Annotated in this window: 21 protein-coding genes; 18 read left to right on the plus strand and 3 right to left on the minus strand. The window is 37.5% G+C overall.

All coding sequences use genetic code 11. From position 1 onward, the window contains the following. The first annotated feature begins 36 nt into the window (after positions 1-36). The 3 genes from der (at position 37) to H3R29_RS02245 (ending at position 3,178) form a co-directional block, all read left to right on the plus strand. A complete protein-coding gene (gene der / locus H3R29_RS02235) occupies positions 37-1,344 on the plus strand; it encodes a ribosome biogenesis GTPase Der (protein WP_198202457.1) in 1,308 nt (435 codons plus the stop codon). 185 nt (positions 1,345-1,529) lie between these two features. Beyond that, a complete protein-coding gene (locus H3R29_RS02240) occupies positions 1,530-1,805 on the plus strand; it encodes an HU family DNA-binding protein (RefSeq protein WP_046324801.1) in 276 nt (91 codons plus the stop codon). 116 nt (positions 1,806-1,921) lie between these two features. Then, positions 1,922-3,178, plus strand: coding sequence for a tetratricopeptide repeat protein (locus tag H3R29_RS02245; RefSeq protein ID WP_198202458.1), 1,257 nt, complete (start codon positions 1,922-1,924; stop codon positions 3,176-3,178). Positions 3,179-3,318: 140 nt separating this feature from the next. Here H3R29_RS02245 and H3R29_RS02250 read toward each other — a convergent pair whose 3' ends face one another. Continuing rightward, a complete protein-coding gene (locus H3R29_RS02250; RefSeq protein ID WP_198202459.1) occupies positions 3,319-4,206 on the minus strand; it encodes a YitT family protein in 888 nt (295 codons plus the stop codon). Positions 4,207-4,290: 84 nt separating this feature from the next. Between H3R29_RS02250 and H3R29_RS02255 the strand changes: the two genes are divergently transcribed. Then, entirely contained in the window at positions 4,291-5,490 is a 1,200-nt protein-coding gene (locus tag H3R29_RS02255) for a CCA tRNA nucleotidyltransferase (protein WP_198202460.1), read from the plus strand. Between the two features lies 1 nt (position 5,491). Here H3R29_RS02255 and H3R29_RS02260 read toward each other — a convergent pair whose 3' ends face one another. After that, complete coding sequence (locus H3R29_RS02260; RefSeq protein WP_110446703.1) at positions 5,492-6,157, minus strand: hemolysin III family protein; 666 nt, start codon at positions 6,155-6,157, stop codon at positions 5,492-5,494. Positions 6,158-6,278: 121 nt separating this feature from the next. Here H3R29_RS02260 and H3R29_RS02265 point away from each other — a divergent pair, with 121 nt between their 5' ends. The 11 genes from H3R29_RS02265 (at position 6,279) to H3R29_RS02315 (ending at position 17,275) form a co-directional block, all read left to right on the plus strand. Next, positions 6,279-7,139 (plus strand): DegV family protein, encoded by an 861-nt coding sequence (locus tag H3R29_RS02265; protein ID WP_110446064.1) that lies wholly within the window; start codon positions 6,279-6,281, stop codon positions 7,137-7,139. 3 nt (positions 7,140-7,142) lie between these two features. After that, positions 7,143-7,373 carry a YozE family protein gene (locus tag H3R29_RS02270; protein WP_046324806.1) on the plus strand — a complete coding sequence of 77 codons (231 nt, stop codon included), beginning with the start codon at positions 7,143-7,145 and terminating at the stop codon, positions 7,371-7,373. A gap of 51 nt (positions 7,374-7,424) precedes the next feature. After that, positions 7,425-8,264: a ribosome biogenesis GTPase YlqF gene (gene ylqF / locus H3R29_RS02275; RefSeq protein ID WP_198202461.1), complete on the plus strand. Its 840-nt coding sequence runs from the start codon at positions 7,425-7,427 to the stop codon at positions 8,262-8,264. Then, complete coding sequence (locus H3R29_RS02280; RefSeq protein ID WP_198202462.1) at positions 8,261-9,016, plus strand: ribonuclease HII; 756 nt, start codon at positions 8,261-8,263, stop codon at positions 9,014-9,016. Before ylqF ends, H3R29_RS02280 begins: the two co-directional genes overlap by 4 nt. Positions 9,017-9,061: 45 nt before the next feature. Beyond that, complete coding sequence (dprA, locus tag H3R29_RS02285; protein ID WP_110446067.1) at positions 9,062-9,892, plus strand: DNA-processing protein DprA; 831 nt, start codon at positions 9,062-9,064, stop codon at positions 9,890-9,892. Between the two features lie 81 nt (positions 9,893-9,973). Further along, complete coding sequence (gene topA, locus H3R29_RS02290) at positions 9,974-12,085, plus strand: type I DNA topoisomerase (protein WP_198202463.1); 2,112 nt, start codon at positions 9,974-9,976, stop codon at positions 12,083-12,085. Between the two features lie 85 nt (positions 12,086-12,170). After that, complete coding sequence (gene trmFO / locus H3R29_RS02295) at positions 12,171-13,487, plus strand: methylenetetrahydrofolate--tRNA-(uracil(54)-C(5))-methyltransferase (FADH(2)-oxidizing) TrmFO (protein ID WP_198202512.1); 1,317 nt, start codon at positions 12,171-12,173, stop codon at positions 13,485-13,487. Continuing rightward, on the plus strand, positions 13,488-14,414 hold the full coding sequence (gene xerA, locus H3R29_RS02300) for a site-specific tyrosine recombinase/integron integrase (RefSeq protein ID WP_198202464.1): 927 nt from the start codon (positions 13,488-13,490) through the stop codon (positions 14,412-14,414). After that, the gene (hslV, locus tag H3R29_RS02305; protein ID WP_046324812.1) at positions 14,414-14,938 is read left to right on the plus strand and encodes an HslVU peptidase proteolytic subunit; all 525 of its coding nucleotides are present in this window, start codon (positions 14,414-14,416) and stop codon (positions 14,936-14,938) included. Before xerA ends, hslV begins: the two co-directional genes overlap by 1 nt. Before the next feature lie 18 nt (positions 14,939-14,956). Then, the gene (hslU, locus tag H3R29_RS02310) at positions 14,957-16,366 is read left to right on the plus strand and encodes an ATP-dependent protease ATPase subunit HslU (RefSeq protein ID WP_198202465.1); all 1,410 of its coding nucleotides are present in this window, start codon (positions 14,957-14,959) and stop codon (positions 16,364-16,366) included. A gap of 18 nt (positions 16,367-16,384) precedes the next feature. Further along, positions 16,385-17,275: an aldose 1-epimerase family protein gene (locus tag H3R29_RS02315; protein ID WP_198202466.1), complete on the plus strand. Its 891-nt coding sequence runs from the start codon at positions 16,385-16,387 to the stop codon at positions 17,273-17,275. Positions 17,276-17,429: 154 nt separating this feature from the next. On the opposite strand, the gene plsY is transcribed toward H3R29_RS02315, so the two are convergent. After that, on the minus strand, positions 17,430-18,065 hold the full coding sequence (gene plsY, locus H3R29_RS02320) for a glycerol-3-phosphate 1-O-acyltransferase PlsY (protein WP_046324815.1): 636 nt from the start codon (positions 18,063-18,065) through the stop codon (positions 17,430-17,432). A 95-nt stretch (positions 18,066-18,160) separates the two neighbouring features. On the opposite strand from plsY, the gene parE reads away from it, so the two are divergent. The 3 genes from parE to H3R29_RS02335 all read left to right on the plus strand — a co-directional run bounded on the left by parE (position 18,161) and on the right by H3R29_RS02335 (position 23,664). Beyond that, a complete protein-coding gene (gene parE / locus H3R29_RS02325; RefSeq protein WP_194240777.1) occupies positions 18,161-20,119 on the plus strand; it encodes a DNA topoisomerase IV subunit B in 1,959 nt (652 codons plus the stop codon). Between the two features lie 16 nt (positions 20,120-20,135). After that, the gene (gene parC / locus H3R29_RS02330; protein WP_198202467.1) at positions 20,136-22,589 is read left to right on the plus strand and encodes a DNA topoisomerase IV subunit A; all 2,454 of its coding nucleotides are present in this window, start codon (positions 20,136-20,138) and stop codon (positions 22,587-22,589) included. Positions 22,590-22,728: 139 nt separating this feature from the next. Then, positions 22,729-23,664 carry a LysR family transcriptional regulator gene (locus H3R29_RS02335; protein WP_198202468.1) on the plus strand — a complete coding sequence of 312 codons (936 nt, stop codon included), beginning with the start codon at positions 22,729-22,731 and terminating at the stop codon, positions 23,662-23,664. The last annotated feature ends 58 nt before the right edge of the window (positions 23,665-23,722 follow it).

Here is a 23,722-nt window from a genome sequence, read left to right on the forward strand (position 1 = left end):
AAGTCGGTTTTTTTATTTGTAAAAGGAGGCTGAAAAATGGTTTTACCCGTAGTTGCAATTGTAGGACAGCCTAATGTTGGTAAATCAACGCTTTTCAACCGGATTATTAATCAACGGTTAGCAATAGTTGAAGATAAACCTGGCGTGACTAGAGACCGTAATTATGCGCAAGCTGAATGGTTGGGGCACACATTTGATTTGATTGATACTGGTGGAATAACTTGGGAAAATAGTAATATTGAAGAAGAAATAAGAGCCCAAGCTGAAATAGCAATTGAAGAAGCTGATGTAATCATCTTTTTAACTAATGTCGCTAATCATGTAACAAATCTTGATGAGCGCATTGCCCAAATGCTTTATCAAACTAAGAAGCCAGTGATTTTAGCTGTAAATAAAGCTGATAATCCAGAGCAGCGGATGGACATTTATGATTTTTATAGCTTAGGTTTTGGCGATCCTATTCCCGTTTCAAGTGTGCATGGCACGGGTATTGGAGATTTGCTGGATCAAATAGTGCAAAGTTTGCCTAAAGACTTGGAGCAAAATGAGAAGGAGCAAATTTCTTTTAGTGTAATAGGTAGGCCTAATGTAGGAAAATCATCAATTGTCAACCGCCTTGTCGGTGAAAATCGTGTAATTGTTAATAACGAAGAGGGAACGACCCGTGATGCAGTTGATACCCCTTTTGAAACAGATGGTACTAAATTTAGAATTGTTGATACAGCTGGTATAAGGCGCCGGGGAAAAGTTTACGAAAAGACTGAAAAATACTCAGTAATGAGAGCAATGGGTGCAATTGAGCATTCTGATGTAGTCTGCCTAGTACTTGATGGCAGCACAGGCATTAGAGAGCAGGACAAGCATGTTGCTGGATATGCCCACGATGCTGGAAGAGGAATTATTATTGTTGTCAATAAATGGGATTTGCCTAAAAAAACAAGTAACAGTGGCAGGGATTTTGAACAAATTATTCGTTCAGAATTTCAGTACCTAGATTATGCTCCTATTTTGTTTGTTTCAGCAAAAACGGGGCAGAATCTGGCTAAAATTCCAGAGATGGTTCGAAGAGTTTCTCATAATCAACAACAAAGAATTAAATCCAGCGTTTTAAATGATCTCTTACTAGAAACAAGTAAGTTAGTTCCGACGCCTATGATTAAAGGAAAAAGATTACGAGTTTACTACATGACGCAGGTTGCCACTAATCCACCAACTTTTGTCGTATTTGTCAATGATCCTGAATTAATGCATTTTTCATATCAGCGCTTTTTAATTAACCAATTAAGGGAGAATTTTGACTTCTCCGGCACTCCCATAAAAATTATTGCTCGAAAAAGAAAATAGTTTGTATCTACCAAAGACACAAAAATCACATTTTTAGAGGTAATTGCTTGTTGTATCAAGGGTTTTGTGCTATTTTGAAATCAAGGAAAAAAGTGGTTCCAATAATCATTTATTCCCTGTTCCTCAATTGAGGAATTAAATAAGGATCTTACTAAGAGATTCAAGTTACAGGAGGTGAATTCCCAATGGCAAATAAGGCAGAATTAGTCACTGAAGTTGCAGCAAAAGCTAAATTAACTAAAAAAGATGCAGCTACAGCTGTTGATGCAATTTTTAGTTCTATCCAAGAAGATCTAGCTAAAGGTAAAAAAGTACAATTAATTGGCTTTGGCACTTTTGAAGTGCGTAAGCGCGCAGCTCGTAAAGGACGTAATCCACAAACAGGCGATGAAATCCAAATTCCAGCAAGTGTTGTACCTGCATTTAGACCTGGTAAAGCTCTTAAGGAAGCTGTTAAATAGCTCAATGACTTTATTTAAAAGATGGTGGCTTAATTCGCCATCATCTTTTTTGTTTGATATTATTTGTAGCTGTAATTGACCTGATCGGCTAAAATAAAATAATGGAGGAATGAAAAATGAGCTATTCGGAAAAGCTGCTTGACGCAATTGAGCGGCAAGATTTTTCTCAAGAAAAGTCATTATTACAAAAAGCCTTGGACAAAGATGAACCAGAGATTTTAGCATCACTAGCTGAGAACTTGGTGGGGTTAGGATTTACCGATCTAGCAAAGGAAATTTATCGCAGTTTAATTGCCCGTTTTCCCAAAGAAGACTTGTTTAAGATTTATTTAGCTGAGATATTATTAAATGACGGTCAAGATGATGATGGTTTAACTTTGCTTTATAATGTTAGTCCTGACTCCTCCGCCTATCTTGACAGCTTGCTTGTTCAAGCTGACTATTATCAGACTAACGGTCTGCTGGAAACGGCCTATCAAAAACTGCTAGAAGCTGAAAAAATTGCACCTGATGAAGATGTCGTAAAGTTTGGTTTGGCTGAACTCGATTATCTGAGTGGCCATTATGAACAAGCACTTTCCAGATACCAAGATTTGTTGAAGCGTCATAAAACATTTAGTGAAGTCAATTTAAATGACCGTCTGTTTCAAACTTTAGCCAAATTAGGTCGTTACGAAGAGGCAGGGGAAGTAATTGCTAAAAATGGCAATGATATTCTTGATATTGACAGTAAGTATCAGGCTGCCTTGGTAATGTTAACTCTGCATAAAGATGACCAGGCAATTAAGTATTTGAATGAAGTAATCGATCAAAGTCCTGATTATGTTAATGCTTACAGGTTGTTAACTACAGCATATGAGCATAAAAACGATAACGAACAAGAATTACGCTCGGCTCAATTAGGAATAGCATATAATGAACTTGACCCCGTTCTTTATAAAAAAGGAGCACAAGCAGCTGTTAGGTTGAATGACTTAGATACAGCTAAAAACTTGTTACAAAAAGGAATAAAAAAACTTCCTGAAAACTTTGATTTGCGTTTGCAGTTATCTAATCTTTACGTTAGAGAAAATGACAATGAAGCAAACATTGCTCTTTTTGCCCAGGTTGACGATGAAGACTTAGAACCACAGGTTCACTGGAATTTAGCTCTTTCTTACCAAAATTTGGATCAAAGTGCAAAAGCAAAAAGTGAGTTTTTATTAGCCTATCCAGAATTTAAAAATAATAGTGCTTTTTTAAAGCAAATGCTACTATTTTTTAATACCGAACCCAATTCTCAAGACATCGTAAGGGAATTATTAGAAGCATATCTAAAACTCGAACCCGAAGATACTGAGATGCAGGAAATGTATGATGAATTACTGTCATAATTGCTAAATTAATATGATTACCTGGATTTGAAAAAAACAGATAGTTTTGTAATCATCCACCTTAAATTTAATAATTAAAAAAGGCAAATAAACTAGTTGCGAAAAACTTGAGTTATTTGCCTTTTTAAATCTTTATGAAGCTATTTCCTAATCAGCAGGTGGTGGCTTTTTTGTTTATAAGTAAAGCCTTCGCCTAAAACCTCATGAACTTCAATAACGCTGACAAATGCCTGGGGATCTTCTGCAGCTATTAATTCTTTTACCAGGGGAATTTCTCTAGGAGAAACTACTAAGTAAATTACTGGTCTTTTAGTTTTTTTATAACCACCACGAGCCTCAAGATAGGTGAAACCGCGATCAAGCTTTAAGTCAATCATTTTTGTAATTTCTTGATAATGATCAGAAATAATAAGCAGACCACGTGCAGAATATGCACCCTGTTGAACAGCGTCCATAACACGAGACAGAATAAACGCTGCTACTAGGGTATACATGATATGTTTGAGGTCAAGGTATGTTAAAGAAGATAATAAAATAATTGTATCGCAAAACAGTAAAACTTTGCCAGAAGATATGCCATATTTCATTTGCATAATTCTGGCGATAATATCTGTACCACCTGACGTACCATTAAAACGAAAAACTAACCCTAACCCAATGCCAGAAAGCGTGCCCGCCAGAATTGCTGACAAGAAGAGGTCGTGTTCTAGGTTTAATTGAGATATAATAGGAATTAAGCGCCAGAACCATAGGAAAAAGGATAGCCATAATGTTCCCCAAATAGTATAGGCCAACAGTCTTTTGCCCATAAAACGGTATCCTAAGATGATTAGCGGTATATTAAGTAGTAAGGACGATAATCCCATATTAATGCCCCAGAAGTGTCTTAATAACAAGGTAATACCGCTGATACCACCATCTGTGAGTTTATTTGGTACTGAAATCATGTCAAGGCTGAGAGCATAAATCGCACAGCCAATCATAATCATTAACAGTTCCATAATGCTTTTTTTGTTAATTTTTTGCATAATAAAAACTTTCTTTTCTAAACCATTACCTTAAGACTACCATAAATTAAAGACAAAAAAACTAATAAATGAGTTGATTTAATAATGATGAAAATAAATAATTTACCCGCTATTTTTACAGCAGCTTTTCCCGTACTTCAACAGTTAGAACAAGCAAATTATGAAGCATATTTTGTTGGTGGTTCTGTTCGTGACCTACTTTTAAAAAGGCCGATACATGATATTGATATTGCCACCAGTGCCTATCCAGAAGAAGTTAAACAGCTTTTTCCTAAAACAATTGATACCGGAATTAAGCATGGTACAGTTACCGTTTTGCATGGCGGTTCAAGCTATGAAATAACTACCTTTAGAACAGAATCAGGTTACCAGGATTTTCGCAGACCTGATCATGTTACTTTTGTGCAAAATTTAGCTGAAGATTTAAAAAGGCGTGATTTTACCATTAACGCTTTAGCGATGAATAGAAAGGGTGAAATAATTGACCTTTTCAACGGCATAGGAGATTTACAAAAGCACCTCATTAAAGCAGTAGGAGATCCAATGAAGAGGTTTCATGAAGATGCTTTACGGATGATGAGGGCTGTTCGTTTTATGAGTCAGCTTTGTTTTGACCTGGAACCTCAAACTGAAAAAGCCGTAATGGATATGCATCAACTATTGCCCAAAATTTCAGTTGAAAGAATTCGTGATGAATTTGTCAAAATGGGGACTGGCACCAACTCACGCGCAGCTTTCAAAGTTTTTTTACGGACGAAATTAAGTGAGGGTGTGCCAGATTTTGCTGGTAAAAGTGAGTTGCTGGCGATCTATCCCAAATTGAAATTTAACCCAAGTATGGAAACGAGTTTGTGGGCTATCATAATCATTTTATTGAAAATTACGGATAATCAGATAACTCAATTTATGCGTGATTGGAAAAATTCAAACGCCATGACGGAAAAAGTTAAAAAAATTGTAAATTTGTTTGATTTAATTTCTGCAAAATCTCCTTCTGACCTTGAATTATTCAATGCTGGTAAAGAGACTCTCCTTAACACTATTGATGTAGCTCACATTTTAGGACAACCAATCAATTCTGAGGCTTTAGTAGATCGCTATACAGCATTGCCGATTAAATCAATGTCTGAACTTGCCATTGACGGGCAATTCTTAATAGCTAATGGCGTAAAGCCAGGACCAAACTTAGGACAAATACTTAATCAAATAAAGCAAAAAGTCATTGCAGGTGAATTAGTCAACTCTGAAGATGATATTCAAGAATATTTAGAGCAAATTAAGTAATTCAAACGTACAGTAGTACGGAGAAAAACATTAGGGTTGAGCCTAAAATAACGAATAGATGCCAGATTACATGAATAAAGGGAATACCTTTCATTGTGTAAAAAAGGGCACCAACTGTATAAGCTACGCCACCGCCAACTAAAAGCCAAAATCCCGTGGGACTGAGACGAACATAGAGGTAGTTGCCAGCCAAAATTACGAGCCAGCCCATTGCGACATACAAAATAGTATCAAGTATTACATGCTTACCCCTATTAAAAATATAGTAAATGATGCCAAATATAGCGATGATCCAAACCAAACTGAACAGTAAAATACCCCATTTACCACCAATGGCGACTAATGAAAAAGGGGTATACGAACCAGCAATTAGCAGAAAAATTGATGAGTGATCAAAAATTTGAAAAACATTGCGGGCGCGGGTAAAAATTAAACTATGAAAAAGTGTAGAGAATAAATATAGGAGAAGCAAACAGGAACCATAAATAGTAAAAGTGACGATTCTTAAGAGGCTATGGGTTGAAACTGCTTTAATGATTAACAGAACTAGACCTGCTACTGCTAAACAGAAGCCGATACCATGGGTGACAGCACTTAAAATGTTATCTACTAAGTAGTATGTTTTGGATCTTTGAGCAGGTTCCTGCCACAACTTTTGCAATTTCATCATGAAACAGTTTGTTCGCTTTCTTTTATTTACAAGTTTTTTTGCTATAATGATTTATAATTAATACAGTTCACATTCTATCATAAATGAGAACATCTAAGCAGAATTGAGGGCGAGTACGTTGTCAGAAATTAAAATTTTGACTGATTCTTCCGCGCAGTTAACGCCAGAAGAAATAAAAAAATATCATATTACCGTTGTGCCTTTGTCGGTCACAATTGACGGCAATACCTATATTGATGGAGTGGAAATAACCAGACAGCAATTTGTCCAAAAAATGAGCGAGTCTAAAAAGTTGCCAACCACGAGTCAACCACCAATCGGAACAATAGTTGATACCATTAATGAGCTGACTAAAGATGGCAGTGAAGTCATCGGCATTTTTCTAGCCAAAGTGTTAAGCGGAACAATTGATGCTGCTCGTCAGGCTGTGAAATTAACGGGTAAATCTGATCTGGTTCATATTGTTGACTCTGAATTGACGGATCGTTCTGAAGGCTTTCAGGTTTTGGCTGCTGCACGCGATGCAGCTGCAGGCAAGACTATTCCTGAAATTTTAGCTCATATTGAAAAAATCAAAAAAACTCAGCGTTTACACTTACTAGTTGTTAATTTAGAAAATGTTATTAAGGGTGGACGTTTGGGTCCCTTAGCCGGCAAAATTGTGAACATGCTTAATATCAGAATTGAATTGCAGATGCCCAATGGCCATTTGAAAATTGCTAAAAAAGGTCGCGGCAAGAAGTTCTCTTTAGCTTTTGATAAGCGCATTTTAGATGAGATCGAAGCTAATAAAGAAAAAATTAAAGAAGTTGGCATATCTTATGTCGCAAATGGTAGTACGCCGCAGAAGCTTCTTGATTTAGCCCAGAAAATTAAAGATATCAATTCCAAAATAGATGTTTTGGTGAGAGAAACCAGTCCTATTATTGCTACACACGCAGGGATGGGTGCTTACGCAATTTTGTATTATACGGAGTAGAAATTGGCCTATAGAGAAAGTTTTTATCGTTATTTGATGACTCAGCGCAATGCTGATTCAAATGATGAAGTTGCACAATTTGCCAATAACGCACAAAATGATCAGACTTTTCCTAAACAAGAACAGAATTATGAGAAATTATCTGATTATCTTGAGCTCAACGCTGGCTATTTACCAAGTATGAGCATTTTTGATAAAGCATATCAAATGTATCGTGAAAAGATGACGTATTAATTTAAGGCTTCCTTGAAATTTGAAGCCATTTTAGTTGGGGAAAGGCAGATAATGGTTAACATTCAATGGTATCCGGGGCATATGAATAAAGCCCGGAATCAACTTGAAGATAAAATGAGCTTGATTGATGTCATCGTTGAAGTTTTGGATGCAAGAATTCCTCAATCCTCACGTAATCCAATGATCGAAAAATTGGTGGGAGATAAGCCACACTTAATTATTTTAAATAAGGCAGATTTAGCTGATCCAATAATGACTAAAAGATGGCAAAAAAAATTTACCACCAAAGGAAAATATGTGATGGCTTTGGATTCTCTTCATAACACCAATATGCAGATATTAGTGAAAATGATTAAAAAAGCTGCTGCTAATAAAATTAATAAGTTGACCCAAAAAGGGGCAGTCAGCCCAGTGATTAGAGTGGCTATTGCCGGCATACCTAATTGTGGTAAATCAACCATTATTAATCGTCTTGTAGGCCGAAATGTGACTCAAGTTGGTAATAAACCGGGAGTAACAAAGGGTCAAAATTGGTTAAAAACTACTGAAAATATTCAAGTTTTAGATACTCCAGGTATTTTATGGCCTAAGTTTGAAGACCAAACAGTTGGATTAAAGCTTGCCGCTCTTGGTGCCATCAAGGATACTGTTTTTAGTGCCGATGATGTTGCTTTATTTGTTTTATCAAAATTGCGCAAACATTATTTAAACGATTTAAGTAAGTTTGCTCGCACACCAAAAGCTGAAATTGAACGAATTAATGATACTGATTTGTTATTGGCATTAACTGAAGAATACGGCATGCGTGATGATTATGATCGCTTTTCTATGTACCTATTACAAAGGCTGCGCAAGGGAAAAGTAGGAAGGATTACATTAGATCGCATATGACGATTGGAGAAATTAAAAAATTACTTGCTAAGGATGCAGTTAGTCCAGAAGATTTGAATATCTTAAAAAATGATACGCGTGTTGGTGTGCAGAAATTACTACTTAGTTACAATAATCGTCAGCAAAAATTAGCTAAAAAGAAAGCCGCTTTTTTAAAAAGATTTGCATATGAAAAAACTTTTTGGGCAAAAAAGCAAATAGTTGCAGGTGTAGATGAAGTAGGCAGAGGTCCATTAGCGGGCCCGGTCGTGACAGCGGCTGTAGTTATTGATAACAGTTTTGATCTAATTGATGTTAATGACTCTAAAAAATTAAGCGCCAGTCGGCGTTTAGAATTATATCCATTAATTTTAGAAAAAGCAGTTGATGTGGCAATTGGAGTTAAAAGTCCTGAGATTATTGATAAAGTAAACATATACGAGGCAGACCGGTTGGCAATGGCTGAAGCGGTAAAGGATTTACATGTTAAAACTGATGCCTTGCTGGTTGATGCTATGCAAGTACCGGTTAATCTACCGCAAATTCGATTAATTAAGGGAGACTCTAAGTCAAACTCTATTGCCGCAGCTTCAATTGTAGCTAAAGTTTTTAGGGATAAATTGATGGCGGATTATGCCCGAATTTATCCTGAATACCATTTTGACGAAAATGCTGGTTATGGCACTCAAACTCATATTCAAGCACTTAAGAAATACGGACCATGCCCGATTCACCGCAAGACTTTTGCACCTGTAAATTCCTTTTATCATTAAAAAATATTCCTCCTTTTTACGTATTTGTATTTAGGAGGTTTTTTTATGAAAATTACCAGCTTTCTTTTGCGCTTGAAATTACAAAAAAACATCGGTTATGTTAAGATGTTACGGGTTGCAAGTCAGTTAAATGTTGATGAGGTCACTATTTCAACTATCAAAAATTTGGACTTGACAAACAGCTTGATAAAAACCTGCATTAATGCCTATAATGACATGCGTGCAGACAAAATGATTAAAAGAGTAGAAAAACAATGTCAAATTATCAGTTTTTTTGATTCTGAATATCCTGAGAACTTACGTCAAATATACCAGCCACCGTTAATTTTATTTTTACAGGGTAATGTGCAATTGCTGCAGAAAAACATTGTAACAATAGTCGGTTCGCGCCAGGCAACCAGTTACAGCAGTATTGTTTTGAATAAGATTGTACCTAACTTAATAAAAAATGATTATGTTATTGCCAGTGGCTTGGCTAAAGGCGTAGATGTAATGGCACACAAAGCAACATTAAAATATCATGGTCAAACTATAGCGGTGGTAGGTAATGGCTTAAATCATTATTATCCCATGATAAATTGTCATGTGCAGGAACAGATTGCACAAAAAGGATTAATTGTAAGTGAGTACCTGCCAGATACTCCGCCTAAGCCATTCAGATTTCCTCAACGAAACAGAATTTTAGCTGGTATAGCTGAAAGTGTAATTGTCACAGAAGCCAAGCAAAAATCTGGGTCTTTAATTACAGCTAATTTAGCTTTACAAGAAAATCGTAATATTTATGCTGTTCCGGGACCAATTACCAGTGAGCTTTCTCAAGGACCTAATAAACTCATTCAAGCAGGAGCTTATCCCATTACTGATTTTGATTTCTAACTTGAAAGATTTGACAATTAGTAGTTAAATATTCTATTCTCAATTAAGTATTTAAAAAAGAATTTAATGAGGAGGCTTTTGATGCCTACTAAATCAAAGCCAAAGAAACGTAAAAAAACATTAGTCATAGTTGAGTCTCCGGCAAAGGCTAAAACTATTGAAAAATATTTGGGGCGTAATTATCGTGTTATCGCTTCAAAAGGACACATTCGTGACTTACCTAAATCACAGATGGGAATTGACTTCGACCATAATTATAAGCCAAAGTATATTTCAATTAGGGGTAAGGGCGATACCATTAAGGAACTTAAGTCTGAAGCTAAAAAAGCTAAAGATGTTTATTTAGCATCCGACCCCGATCGCGAAGGCGAAGCCATTGCCTGGCATGTTGCCCATGTTCTTAATTTAGACCAAAAAGACAAAAATCGAGTTACTTTTAATGAAGTCACTAAAGATGCCGTCAAAAACAGTTTTAAAAATCCTCGAACCATAGACATGGATACTGTTAACGCGCAACAGGCCAGGAGAATTCTGGATAGAATTGTGGGCTACTCTCTTTCTCCTATTTTATGGGAAAAAGTTAAAAAAGGCTTGAGTGCTGGACGTGTTCAGTCAGTTGCTTTAAAGCTGGTGATTGATCGGGAAAAAGAGATCAAGAACTTTAAGCCCCAGGAATACTGGACAATTGATGCCGAATTCAAAAAAGCGGCCAAGACTTTTAAAGGTCAATTTTGGGGTATAAACGGCAAGAAGACTGATTTACCTGATAATGATGCCGTACAAAAAGTTCTAACTCAAGTCGATAAAAAGAAAATTTTTCAGGTTGAGAATGTGGTTAAACGTGAGCGCCGGCGCCAACCAGCTGCTCCGTTTACTACATCCACTTTGCAACAAGAAGCCAATAAGCGCTTGAATTATCGTACTAGAAGAACAATGAGTATTGCTCAACAATTGTATGAAGGAATTAGTCTGGGTAAGCAGGGTACTGTTGGTCTAATTACTTATATGAGAACGGATTCCAAGCGTACTTCTCCCATAGCGCAGGCTGAAGCTTCCAAATTTTTAAACGAGAAATACGGTAAAGAATACGCTGCCAAAGGGACTCGCCATTTTAAAAATCAAGAAGATGCTCAAGATGCTCACGAAGCAATTCGTCCAACTAGCGTCTATCGCACACCAGAGTCGCTTAAATCCGTTTTAACAACTGAACAGTATCGTTTGTATAAATTAATTTGGTCCCGCTTTTTAGCCAGTGAAATGACCCCAGCTGTATATGATACGGTCAGAGCAGATATCACTCAAAATAGGATAATTTTTAGAACAACCGGTTCTAAAATGAAATTTGCCGGTTTTACCAAGGTTTATGACAACCAGCAGGAAACCAATATTGAACTGCCGGAATTAAATAATGGCGATGAAGTCAAACTGACTAAATCAGATAATAAGCAACATTTTACCATGCCACCTGCTAGATATACCGAAGCAAGTTTGGTTCATGCGCTAGAAGAAAATGGTGTCGGTCGGCCTTCAACTTATGCGCCTACTATTGATACAATTCAGCGGCGTTATTACGTGAAGTTGGATGGTAAAGCAATTGTCCCAACCGAGTTGGGAGAGATCGTAGACAATTTAATTGAGCAGTTTTTCCCTGACATCGTCAATATCGATTTTACGGCTCAACTCGAAAATGACCTTGACGGAATCGAAGAGGGTAAGAAAAACTGGGTTAAAGTCATTGATGAGTACTACCATCCCTTTAAAAAAGAATTAGACAAGGCCGATGCCGGTATTAAAAAGGTGCAAATTAAAGATGAGCCTGCAGGATTTAATTGTGACATCTGTGGCGCACCAATGGTTATTAAAATGGGACGTTATGGTAAGTTTTATGCTTGTTCTCGTTTCCCTGATTGTCGTAACACTAAAGCAATAGTGAAAAAAATAGGCGTTACCTGTCCTAAATGTGGTAAGGGTGACGTAATTGAGAAAAAGTCTAAGCGTAACCGTAAATTTTATGGTTGCTCGCGCTACCCGGATTGTGATTTTGTTTCCTGGGATAAACCGATTAACCGTAATTGTCCCAACTGTGGTCATTTTCTCATTGAAAAGAGAAATAAAAAGGGGCCTGTTGTCCTCTGTCCGAACGGCGATTATAAAGAAGAAGCTAATAATGAGAAAAACCCGATAGAAAGTTAAATTTATGTTAATATCATCAGATCATTTGTGGTTTGATGATATTCTTGTATATAAGAAAATAATTTTAGTAAAGGAATATGATGATATGCCTGAAAAAGTAACTGTAGTCGGTGGTGGCTTGGCTGGTAGTGAAGCAGCTTGGCAATTAGCCAAACGTGGAATCACGGTTGATTTTTATGAAATGCGTCCGCAAAAAATGACACCTGCTCATAAAACAGACCAGCTGGCCGAACTGGTATGTACTAACTCAATGCGTTCGAATCAATTATCTAACGCGGTTGGATTATTAAAAGAAGAAATGCGGCAACTTGATTCATTAATTATGGCGGCTGCTGATCAATCTCAAGTTCCTGCAGGAGGAGCACTTGCAGTTGATCGGACTGAATTTAGCGGCTATGTCACAAGCAAGTTGCACTCTTTACCTAACATTAATTTTCATACAAAAGAAATTACACAAATCCCGTCTGACACGATTGCCATTGTTGCAACGGGTCCTTTAACTAGTGACAAGCTTGCCGCAGAAATACAAAGGTTTTCTGGTGCAGAAAGTTTGCATTTCTTTGATGCCGCAGCTCCGATAATTGCTGCTGCTTCGATCGATATGAATATCGTTTATAAGAAATCACGTTATGACAAGGGAGAGGCTGCATACTTAAACTGCCCCATGACAAAGCAAGAGTATGAGAATTTTGCGCGGGAATTAGTCAATGCCGAAACGGCTGAAGTTCACGACTTTGAAAACAGTGATGTTTTTGAAGGTTGCATGCCGATTGAGGTCATGGCAAAAAGAGGACCTAAGACAATGCTTTTTGGTCCCCTTAAGCCGGTAGGGTTAGAAGATCCGACTACTGGTAAAATTCCTTATGCTGTGGTTCAGCTCAGGCAGGATAATGCAATAGCAACAATGTATAATATAGTTGGTTTCCAAACGCATCTTAAATACGGTGAACAGAAACGGGTTTTTTCAATGATTCCCGGACTTGCTCATGCTCGTTTTATTAGGTACGGTAAAATGCATCGCAATACTTATATGGCTTCACCAGCAGTTTTAACTCCAGCGTATGAGGCAAAAAAGCAGCCTGGTTTATTTTTTGCTGGTCAAGTTACCGGGGTTGAAGGCTACGTTGAAAGTGCCGGCAGTGGTCTTGTTTGTGGAATTAATGCTGCCAGAAGAGCTAATGGTCAAGAACCGGTGACTTTTCCCAAATTAACTGCTTTAGGTTCGATGGCTAATTATGTCACTAGCGCCGATATTAAGCATTTTCAGCCAATGAATGCCAGCTTTGCACTAATTCCTGGACTAGAAGGGCGTAAGATCCGTAATAAGAAAGAACGTCATTTACAAATAAGCCAGAGAAGTTTAGAGAACTTAAAGGAATTTCAACAGAAAGTATTGAATTAAATGAATGAGCAACAAGATGATTTACTAGTTCTTTTTACCGACTATTTACTCAATGAGCGTCAGTACAGCCCTAAAACAATTGTCTCCTATCAAACCGACTTAAAATCTGCAAAAAGGTTTTGGCAGGATTCAGGGGGATTTGATGGTTGGGAAAAAATAGGTAGAAGAGACATTGAAATATATCTGCAGCACTTAGCCGATCAAAATTTAGCGCGTTCGACACAGTCGCGCAAGATGTCTAGTCTTAGATCGTTTTACCGCTTTTTAACTAGACGCAAAATTGTTAAAATAGATCCAACCCAGACTATAATTCTACGTGCCAAAGAGCGCAAACTACCTCAGTTCTTTTATGCTCCTGAACTTAAGCAGGTTTTTGACTCATTATCTGGAACTGACCCGTTAACTTTGCGTAACTTGGCATTAATTGAATTGTTTTATACTACGGGGATGAGGGTCAGTGAAGTAAGCAATTTAAAAAGAAAACAAATAGATTTAGATTTAAAGATAATTTTAGTTCATGGTAAGGGTAATAAAGATCGGTATGTTGCTTTTGACGATCAGACTAAAGCTGCTTTGGTCAAATACTTGGAAGATGGTCGCAAGCAACTTTTAAATGATCAGGAAGATTTAGGCTATGTATTTCTAAACAACACAGGAAAGCGGCTAACAGAACGTGGTATCGAGTATATCATGCAAAAAGTTTTCAATGGAGCTGGCATTAATGGTAAAGTACATCCGCACGAGTTGCGCCATTCATTTGCAACGGCAATGTTGAATAACGGCGCCGACTTGCGTAGTGTACAAGAACTCTTAGGCCATGATAATTTGTCAACAACTCAAATATACACGCATGTAACTATGAGTCATTTGCAGGCAAACTATGAAAAATACTTTGCTCGCAACGATAAGAAAGATGAGGCAAAATAATGACAACAATATGTTCAGTAAAATTTAATGGTAAAACCGCAATTGCTGGTGATGGCCAGGTTACTTTAGGAGAAAAAGTAATAGCCAAAGCTACTGCTAAAAAAATAAGACGAATTTATCATGATCAAGTGGTAATTGGTTTTGCTGGTGGTGTAGCCGATGCTGTCAGTTTGCAGGATATGCTTGAAGGTAAACTGGAAGCTTTTGGTGGAGATTTACGCAGGGCAGCCGTTGAAATGGCCCAGGCTTGGCGTAAGGATGCCACTTTGCAAAAGCTGGAAGCAATGCTGATTGCGTTTAATGAAAAAGATCTTTTGCTAATCTCGGGAAACGGTGAAGTGCTTGAACCCGATGAAAATGTAGTGGCGATTGGCTCTGGCGGAAATTTTGCCCAAGCGGCTGCAATTGCAATGACCAGACATTCTTCTAATATGACTGCCAGTGAAATTGCTCATGAAGCCGTTGAAATAGCCTCTGGAATTGATATCTTCACTGATGATCAGATTATCACAGACGAATTGTAATAACGGAGAGTAAAAAATATGGAAACCAAAACACCTAAACAAATAGTTAACTTACTTAATGAATATATAATCGGACAGGATGAGGCCAAGAAGGCTGTTGCTGTTGCTTTGTATAATCGTTATCGCAGAATGCAACTGCCAAAGAAAATGCAGGAGGATATTACTCCTAAGAATTTGTTAATGGCTGGCCCTACTGGTGTTGGTAAAACAGAAATTGCTAGAAGGCTGGCCGCAATTGTCAATGCTCCGTTTGTTAAGGTAGAAGCGACTAAATTTACTGAAGTTGGCTATGTGGGTCGTGATGTGGAATCGATGGTCCGCGATTTGGTCAATGAAGCGGTTCGTATGGAAGAAAAGGATCAATTTGATCGCGTTCGCCCTCAGGCAGCTAAAGAAGCCAATAAAATTTTAGTGCGCTTGCTTGTGCCCGGAATTAAGCGTGACAAACGCAAGAATCAAATGCAGGAATGGCAAGACATGATGTCGATGATTATGGCGGCTGGTCAAAACAATGACCAGAATTCACCAGCAGATCAAGAAGAAATAACAGATGATATTCGCAATGAGAGATTGACTGTTTCAGAACAGTTGAATAAAGGTCTCCTTGAAAATCGTGAGGTTACAATCGAAGTTGACCAGGCACCAAAGGTTAACCCGATGAGTGACATGATGGGGCAAATGGGAATTGATATGAGTTCAATGCTCAATGATTTAGTACCTAAGAAGAAAATCAAACGAACTCTCCTTGTCAAAGATGCCCGGGAAGTTTTAATTCAGCAAGAATCCCGCAAAATGATTGATTATGATTCTCTTTATCAAAAGGCAATTGAACGTACCGCCAATAATGGAATCATTTTTATTGATGAAATTGATAAGATTACAGCTGGCAACCAAAAAACTTCCGGTGAAGTATCGCGTGAAGGTGTGCAAAGAGACATTTTGCCAATTGTTGAAGGTTCAACAGTTCAAACTAAATATGGCCCGGTAACTACAGACCATATTCTCTTCATTGCAGCTGGCGCTTTTTCAGAGTCCAAGCCGAGTGACCTTATCCCCGAATTACAAGGACGTTTCCCAATTAGAGTGGAACTTAATGCCTTGTCAAAGGATGACTTCGTTAAAATACTTAAGGACCCAGAGGACTCATTATTAGAACAATATGTAGCATTGATGAAAGCCGATGGGATAAAGTTAGTCTTCACACAAGAAGCAGTTGAGCGGATTGCGCAAATTGCTTACGATGTTAACCAGGGAACAGATAATATTGGTGCCAGACGGTTGTCAACAATTCTTGAGAAGTTGCTGGAAGATGTCTTATACGAAGGACCGGACATGACAATGGGAGAAATTACTGTAACTGAAGCATATGTTAATGAAAAACTTAGTGATATAATAACAAATAAAGATCTAACTAAGTTCATTCTTTAACAAAGGTGATGATTAAACATGAATTACACTATCAAAAATAGCATTCTTAAAGTTGAAATCGCTAGTAAGGGTGCTGAAGTGCAAAGTGTAAAAAGTTTACATAGTGGATACGAGTATATTTGGCAGGCAGATCCTCAAGTCTGGAATCGGCATGCACCTGTTCTTTTTCCAATAGTCGGCAGACTAAAAAATGACGAATATACTTACCAAGGGAAAACCTATCATTTAACTCAACATGGTTTCGCCCGTGATTTAGAGTTTCAAGTGGTGCGTCATACAGATGAAAGTATTACATTTTTGCTGACTGACTCTGAAGAGACCAGGAAGGTTTATCCGTTCAAGTTTGAACTACGAGTGAATTACAATTTACTCAATAATCTCTTAGAAGAAAACTTCTCTGTTGTTAACAAAACGGATAGCGAAATGATCTTTGGTATTGGTGGTCACCCTGGATTCAATATTCCTACAAGTAATACCTTATCTAAGGAAGATTTTTACTTTAGTACCAAACCTTCTCGTGCGCGTGTTCATATTCCTTTGAAGGGCGCATTTCTAGATTGGCCTAATCGGTCGTTGGCTTCTACTAATAGCTTAATTACTCTTAGTGATCATCTATTTAAAAATGACGCGCTGATTTTTCAAATGCGCGGCCACGATAATAGGATATCTTTAAAAACTGATGCTAATAATTTTCATGTAAATGTGTGGTTGCGAGATGCACCTTTTGTGGGTGTGTGGTCACAATATCCAACAACTGCCGATTATGTCTGTATTGAACCGTGGTGGGGGATAGCAGACCGCTTTGATACCAACCAAAAGCTGGAAGAGAAGTATGGTATGAACCATCTGGAAGCGGGAGAAACTTTTACTGCTGGTTTTAGCATGGCTTTCCATGACCAAGACGAATAAATTTTGAGTTCAAGATAATAGACGCAAAAAAGGAAGTACCAGACTTCCTTTTTTTATATCACCAAAATAAAAATTAAATATTGCGAACAAGTGTTCATACATCTATAATATAATAGCTAGCTGTTGAGGCTAGCCGTATTTATTTGCTATGCAATTATAGTTTGTGGTGCTTTTTCTTATACCAATACCACAAGCCAAAGGGAATAATATTTTCTTGGTGCTGCAATAAGCGTTTAATATTGCTTCTGTGACGAATAAACAAGATAATCATGATGCAGCCAACAATGATCTCCAAAAAAACATCATGAAAAAAGAAAGTTGCAATAAATATCAGAACCACAGCAATCAGGCTTGAAAGGCTGACATAAGACGTGATAAAAACTAATGGTAGAAAAATAAGAGCACAAATGCCAAAGAACTTGAGATTATAACCTAAGAAGAGGCCGGCACTGGTTGCTACAGCTTTACCGCCCTTAAATTTGAGAAAAATAGAGAATGTATGTCCTAAGATCGCCAGACCACCCGAAATTAATAGGATATATTTGGGCACATTAAGATGGAATATCCTTGGCAAGTTGGTAGCGAGTGTTCCTTTTAAAACGTCAACGATGAGAACCACACTGCCGGCAAATGGTCCGAAGACGCGAAAAGAGTTGGTGGTACCGATATTGCCGGAGCCATAGTTTCTAATATCTTCAGCAAAAAAGATTTTACCGACGATCACGCCTGTAGGAAAAGACCCTATTAAATATGCTAGAATAAATATCAGAATTAAATTTAAATTTATCATTTTTATCCCACTCTCTTAAAGTCTAATGCTATTTTAGCAGAGATTATTGCGTTTGCGGGCTAAATAATAAATGATTTTTAACTGGAGGAGTCTATTTGGTTAAAACAAATAAAAAAATAAATTCTTATGATGACTCATCAATTCAGATTCTTCATGGTCTGGAGGCCGTGCGTAAACGGCCGGGAATGTACATTGGGTCGACTGATGTGCATGGCTTAAACCAGCTAGTCTACGAAATTGTAGATAACTCGGTTGATGAAGCAATGGCCGGATTCGGTAACGAAATTGACGTGACGATTCATAAAGATAACAGTGTGACGGTTCGTGACTTTGGCCGGGGTATGCCTACTGGAATGCATAAATCGGGTAAGCCCACTATTGAAGTCATCTTAACCGTTTTACATGCTGGGGGTAAGTTTACCGAGCAAAACTACAAAACTTCAGGTGGACTTCATGGGGTTGGATCCTCTGTGGTTAATGCTCTTTCCAGTTATATGGATGTGAAAGTTGTGCGAGAAGGCACTGCTTATGAAGAAGAGTTCAAAGATGGTGGTCATCCAGTTGGAACTTTAAAATGTTTGGGTAAAACTAAAGAGCCGACAGGCACTACCATTACTTTTAAACCTGATGAGAAAATTTTTTCAACAATCAGATATAAGTATGAAACTATTCAAGAGCGCATCAGGGAATCTGCTTTTCTGTTAAAGGGCGTACGCTTTGTTTTAACTGACGAACGTGAACCCGAACATCATGATGACTTTAAATATGATGATGGCATTAAAGCTTTTGTCTCATATCTCAATGAGGGTAAAGATTCTTTAAGCGATGTTTTTTATTTTTCCGGAAAACAAGATGAAATTGAAGTTGAGTTTAGCGGTCAATACAGTGACAGCTACTCAGAAAATCTGGTTTCTTTTGTTAATAATGTGCGCACTTCAGACGGTGGTACTCATGAAGTAGGAGCTCGTAGTGGCTTTACGCGTGCTTTTAACGACTATGCTAAAAAGCAGGGCTTGTTAGGGAAAAAAGATAAAAATATTGACGGGTCGGATTATCGTGAGGGCTTAAGCGCGGTTTTATCAGTTAAGATCCCAGAAGAGCTATTGGAGTTTGAAGGGCAGACTAAAGGTAAATTAGGTACTCCGCAAGCAAGATCTGTAGTTGATGCGATTGTCTATGAAAAAATGTCTTACTACCTAATGGAAAAAGGCGAGCTGGCTCAAGAGCTGGTAAAAAAGGCGCAAAGAGCAAGGGATGCTCGTGAAGCTGCCAAAAAAGCGCGCAATGAAAGTCGAAATGGTAAAAAACGGCGCAAAAAAGAAGTGCTTTCAGGTAAGTTAACTCCAGCACAATCACGCAACCCCAAAAAGAACGAATTATTTTTGGTTGAGGGTGACTCAGCTGGTGGTTCCGCAAAACAAGGTAGAGACCGTAAGTTCCAGGCTATCTTGCCTTTACGTGGTAAAGTTTTGAATACCCAAAAGGCCAAGCTCCAAGATATCTTTAAGAATGAAGAGATTAACACCATGATCTACACTATCGGCGCCGGAGTCGGAGCCGAATTTAACGTGGAAGATTCCAATTACGATAAGGTAATTATCATGACGGACGCCGATGATGATGGTGCCCATATTCAGATTTTGTTGTTAACCTTTTTCTACCGTTATATGAGGCCAATGATTGAACATGGTAAAGTTTATATTGCTCTGCCTCCTCTTTATCGTCTGCAAAAAGGTCGTGGTAAAAAGGCTCAAGTGCAATATTCCTGGACCGATGAAGAGCTTGCTGCCGCTGAAAAGAAAATGGGTCGCGGTTATACTTTACAGCGATTTAAGGGACTGGGAGAAATGAATGCTGAGCAATTATGGCAAACAACTATGGATCCGGAAACCAGACTGCTTATTCGTGTCAAAATCGATGATGCTGCTTTGGCAGAACGGCGCGTTACCACATTAATGGGAGATAAGGCTGGAGCCAGACGAAAATGGATTGAAGAAAATGTTAAGTTTAGATTAGGCGATAACACTTCAATTTTAGAAGAAGAAAATGAATAAAAGAGGTTTTTAATTAATGTCTACAAAAGAACGAATTCGTGAAATGCCGCTTGAGCAGGTCATGGGTGAACGTTTTGGAAGATATTCCAAATACATTATTCAGGAACGGGCCTTACCGGATATTCGTGACGGGTTAAAACCCGTGCAAAGAAGAATCCTTTATGCCATGTTCCAGGATAACAATACTTACGACAAACCATTTAAAAAAGCAGCTAAAGCTGTGGGTAATATTATGGGTAATTTTCACCCTCATGGTGACAGTTCAATTTATGGAGCTTTAGTCCACCTCTCACAAGATTGGAAAATGCGTGAGCCATTAATTGAAATGCATGGTAATAACGGCTCAATGGACGGGGATGGTCCCGCAGCTATGCGTTATACTGAATCTCGTTTGAGTAAAATATCTAACATGTTACTGCAGGATATTGATAAAAATACAGTCAATATGGTCCTGAATTTTGACGATACCGAGTATGAGCCCACCGTTTTACCGGTACGTTTTCCCAATTTACTAGTTAATGGTTCTACCGGTATTTCAGCAGGTTACGCCACGGAAATACCACCACATAATTTAACCGAAGTAATTGATGCCACTATCTATTTTTTAAAAAATCCTAATGCCACTCTTGACGATCTGATGCAATTTGTCAAAGGTCCTGATTTTCCAACTGGTGCCATCGTTCTGGGTGAAAAAGGCTTACGTGAAGCTTATGAAACAGGACGTGGCCGTATTCAGGTAAGAGCTAAATCTTCTATTCAAGAAATAAGAGGGCACCGTGAGGAAATTGTAATTACGGAAATTCCTTTTGCTGTTAATAAAGCCCTGTTAGTTAAAAAAATGGATGAGATTCGGCTTAACAGAGAAATTGATGGTATAGCTGAGGTTCGGGATGAAACTGACCGTCATGGTTTGTCAATTGTAGTCGAATTGAAAAAGGGCGCCGATGCACAAAATATTTTAAATTATCTCTTTAAAAATACTGAACTGCAGGTTTCCTATAATTTCAATATGGTTGCAATTGATCACATGACGCCAATGCAGGTTGGTTTAAAGCACATCTTGTCTTCATACTTAGAACATGAAAAAGAAGTAGTTACCAAAAGAACTAAGTATGATTTAAATAAAGCTGAAGAACATCTGGAAATTATCCAGGGCTTGATTCATGCCATGGACATTTTAGATCAAGTTATCAAAGTCATTCGGGCATCAAAGAATAAGACCGAAGCTAAGAAAAATTTGTCTAATGAATTTGAATTTTCAGCTCGACAAGCAGAAGCAATTGTTTCTTTGCAACTATATAGACTTACTAATACCGATGTAGATGCTTTAGTTAAAGAGCAAACGGAATTAAGCGAAAAGATAGCTCGTTTTAAGGAGCTTTTATCTAATAACAAAACTTTGGAAAAGGAAATAGTTAAAGAACTATCACTTGTTAAAAAAGAATTTGGTAATCCGAGAAGGACCGAAATTTCTTCTGCAAATGCTAAGATCCAAATTGATGAAAAAGCTCTAGTAGCCGATGAACAGGTACGTGTGTTGATAAGTCGCGATGGCTACTTGAAAAGATCTTCTATTCGTTCCTGGCAGTCAAGTGATGATGAGGATAACGGCTTGCCAAGCGGGGATGATGTAGTATTTGAAAAAACAGTATCTACTTTAACCAATTTATATCTTTTTACCAGTCGGGGAAATGTCATTTACCGTCCAGTAAATGAACTAGTTGAGGCAAAGTGGAAGGAAACTGGCCAACATTTGTCTCAAGAAATTGGTTTAAATGAGGATGAAAACATTATTCGTGTATTTGACTTTGACAATTTAAAGCAAAGTGTCAACTTTTTACTTGCTACCAACGATGGCTATATCAAACAATTACAATTAAGTAATTTGCAACCTACAAGAACTTATCGTTCACGAGCAATTACAGCGCTAAAAATGAAAAAACCAGACAGTATGGTCGTCCGCGTTGATTTAGTTAAGAGTAACAGTAATGACGAAATAATTTTATTTACTCATAACGCATATGCTATTCGCTATAATTTGGCAGAAATTCCAGAATCTGGCGCCAAATCGTTTGGAGTAAAGTCTGTCAATCTGAAGCCTGCGGACTATGTCATTTCATATATCTTAATAAATCCTGACTATCTTGACCTGGTTCATGTTGGAATAATTACACAAAGGGGGGCATTTAAACAATTTAAAGCTGATTTAGTAAATAAAGTATCACGGGCTAAACGAGGAGTACTTGTATTAAGAGAACTTAAAACTAAACCTCACCGCATTGTTGCGGTTACGTCTTATGGGCAAGACCATACTTTAATTGTAACCACTAAGAGTAAGAGGCACATAAAGATCTTAACTAGTGCTTATCCGTTAGGTGATAGATATTCGAATGGTTCATTTGTGATTGATACTACTAGTGACGGGGAGCCAGTTAATATAAAACTAAGTAGGCCATTAAGCAATAATTAATTTTAGTTTATTTAATGATATCAATAAATTGTGAAAGTGCTTTATTGAATTACAATAATACTTTGACACAAAGGGGTTTTTGATTGATAATAGCATATATATAGAGCCATATTCTTGTTAAGATAGAAGGAATAATTTTATGCCTAAAACAGATACAATACTCTCAACCAAGTCCTTACATTATTTTTTGCAATTAATTGATACTATGAATTATACCCAGGCAGCCCAGATCCTGGGCATTACTCAACCGGCTTTAACTCAACAAATTAAGAAAATCGAGCATGCAATTGGAACACCGTTATTTGGGCAGATGGGCAAAAAGCTTTACCTAACGGAAGCGGGTAAGCAATTGCAAACTGGAGCGATTCAATTGCTTGGAACCATTAATTCTGTGGTTAGTGATATTCAAGAATTTACTCAGGCTGATAAGGGTAATATTGCAATCGGTGTTTTAGAAAGTGTTGATTCTGATCTTCTCAGACGGTTTTTGATTGAGTTTAACCAAAAGTTTCCGAATATAACTATTAGTGTCTCTTATTTTAACCGGAAAGATCTTTGGTATAATCTTGATAATAATTTAATTGATTTAGGGTTGCTTTATGTTCCTGAAACTGCTAGGAAAAGTCAATCCAATATTCAGAATCAGTATGAACGAATGAAAGTCACACAAGAGAGATTGACAATTTTGACACACAATTCTAAATTTAAGGCAAAAAAGGCATACCCAGTTTCCAAATTCTTAGGAAAAAATTGGGTACTTTATCCGGATAGTTTTTACTTAACTCAATTGTTAAAAGATAAATTAGGCTCTAAATTAAATGCTAAAAACGGGTTAAATGTTCCTTTAACCTTTACTTCAACCAAGCAAATGGTTGATACAGCGCAGGAAACTGATTATGAGACAGTTGTAGGTGAATCATATTATCAGCTCCACCAAGACGAAATTGATTTAACACCAGTATTTTTAAAAGGTGTTCCCAAATTTACAACATCAATTATTTATCGCAAGGGTAAGAAAGAAGTTCCTCGGATTGAAAACTTTTTAGCCGAATTTAAAAAGTTTTTGCAAGCATAATTCTTCATACATGTGCTAAGACATAATAAATTATTTAAACTAAAATTTACATTTTACT

Source organism: Lactobacillus sp. M0393, assembly GCF_016102025.1.
Taxonomy (GTDB): Bacteria; Bacillota; Bacilli; order Lactobacillales; family Lactobacillaceae; genus Lactobacillus; species Lactobacillus melliventris.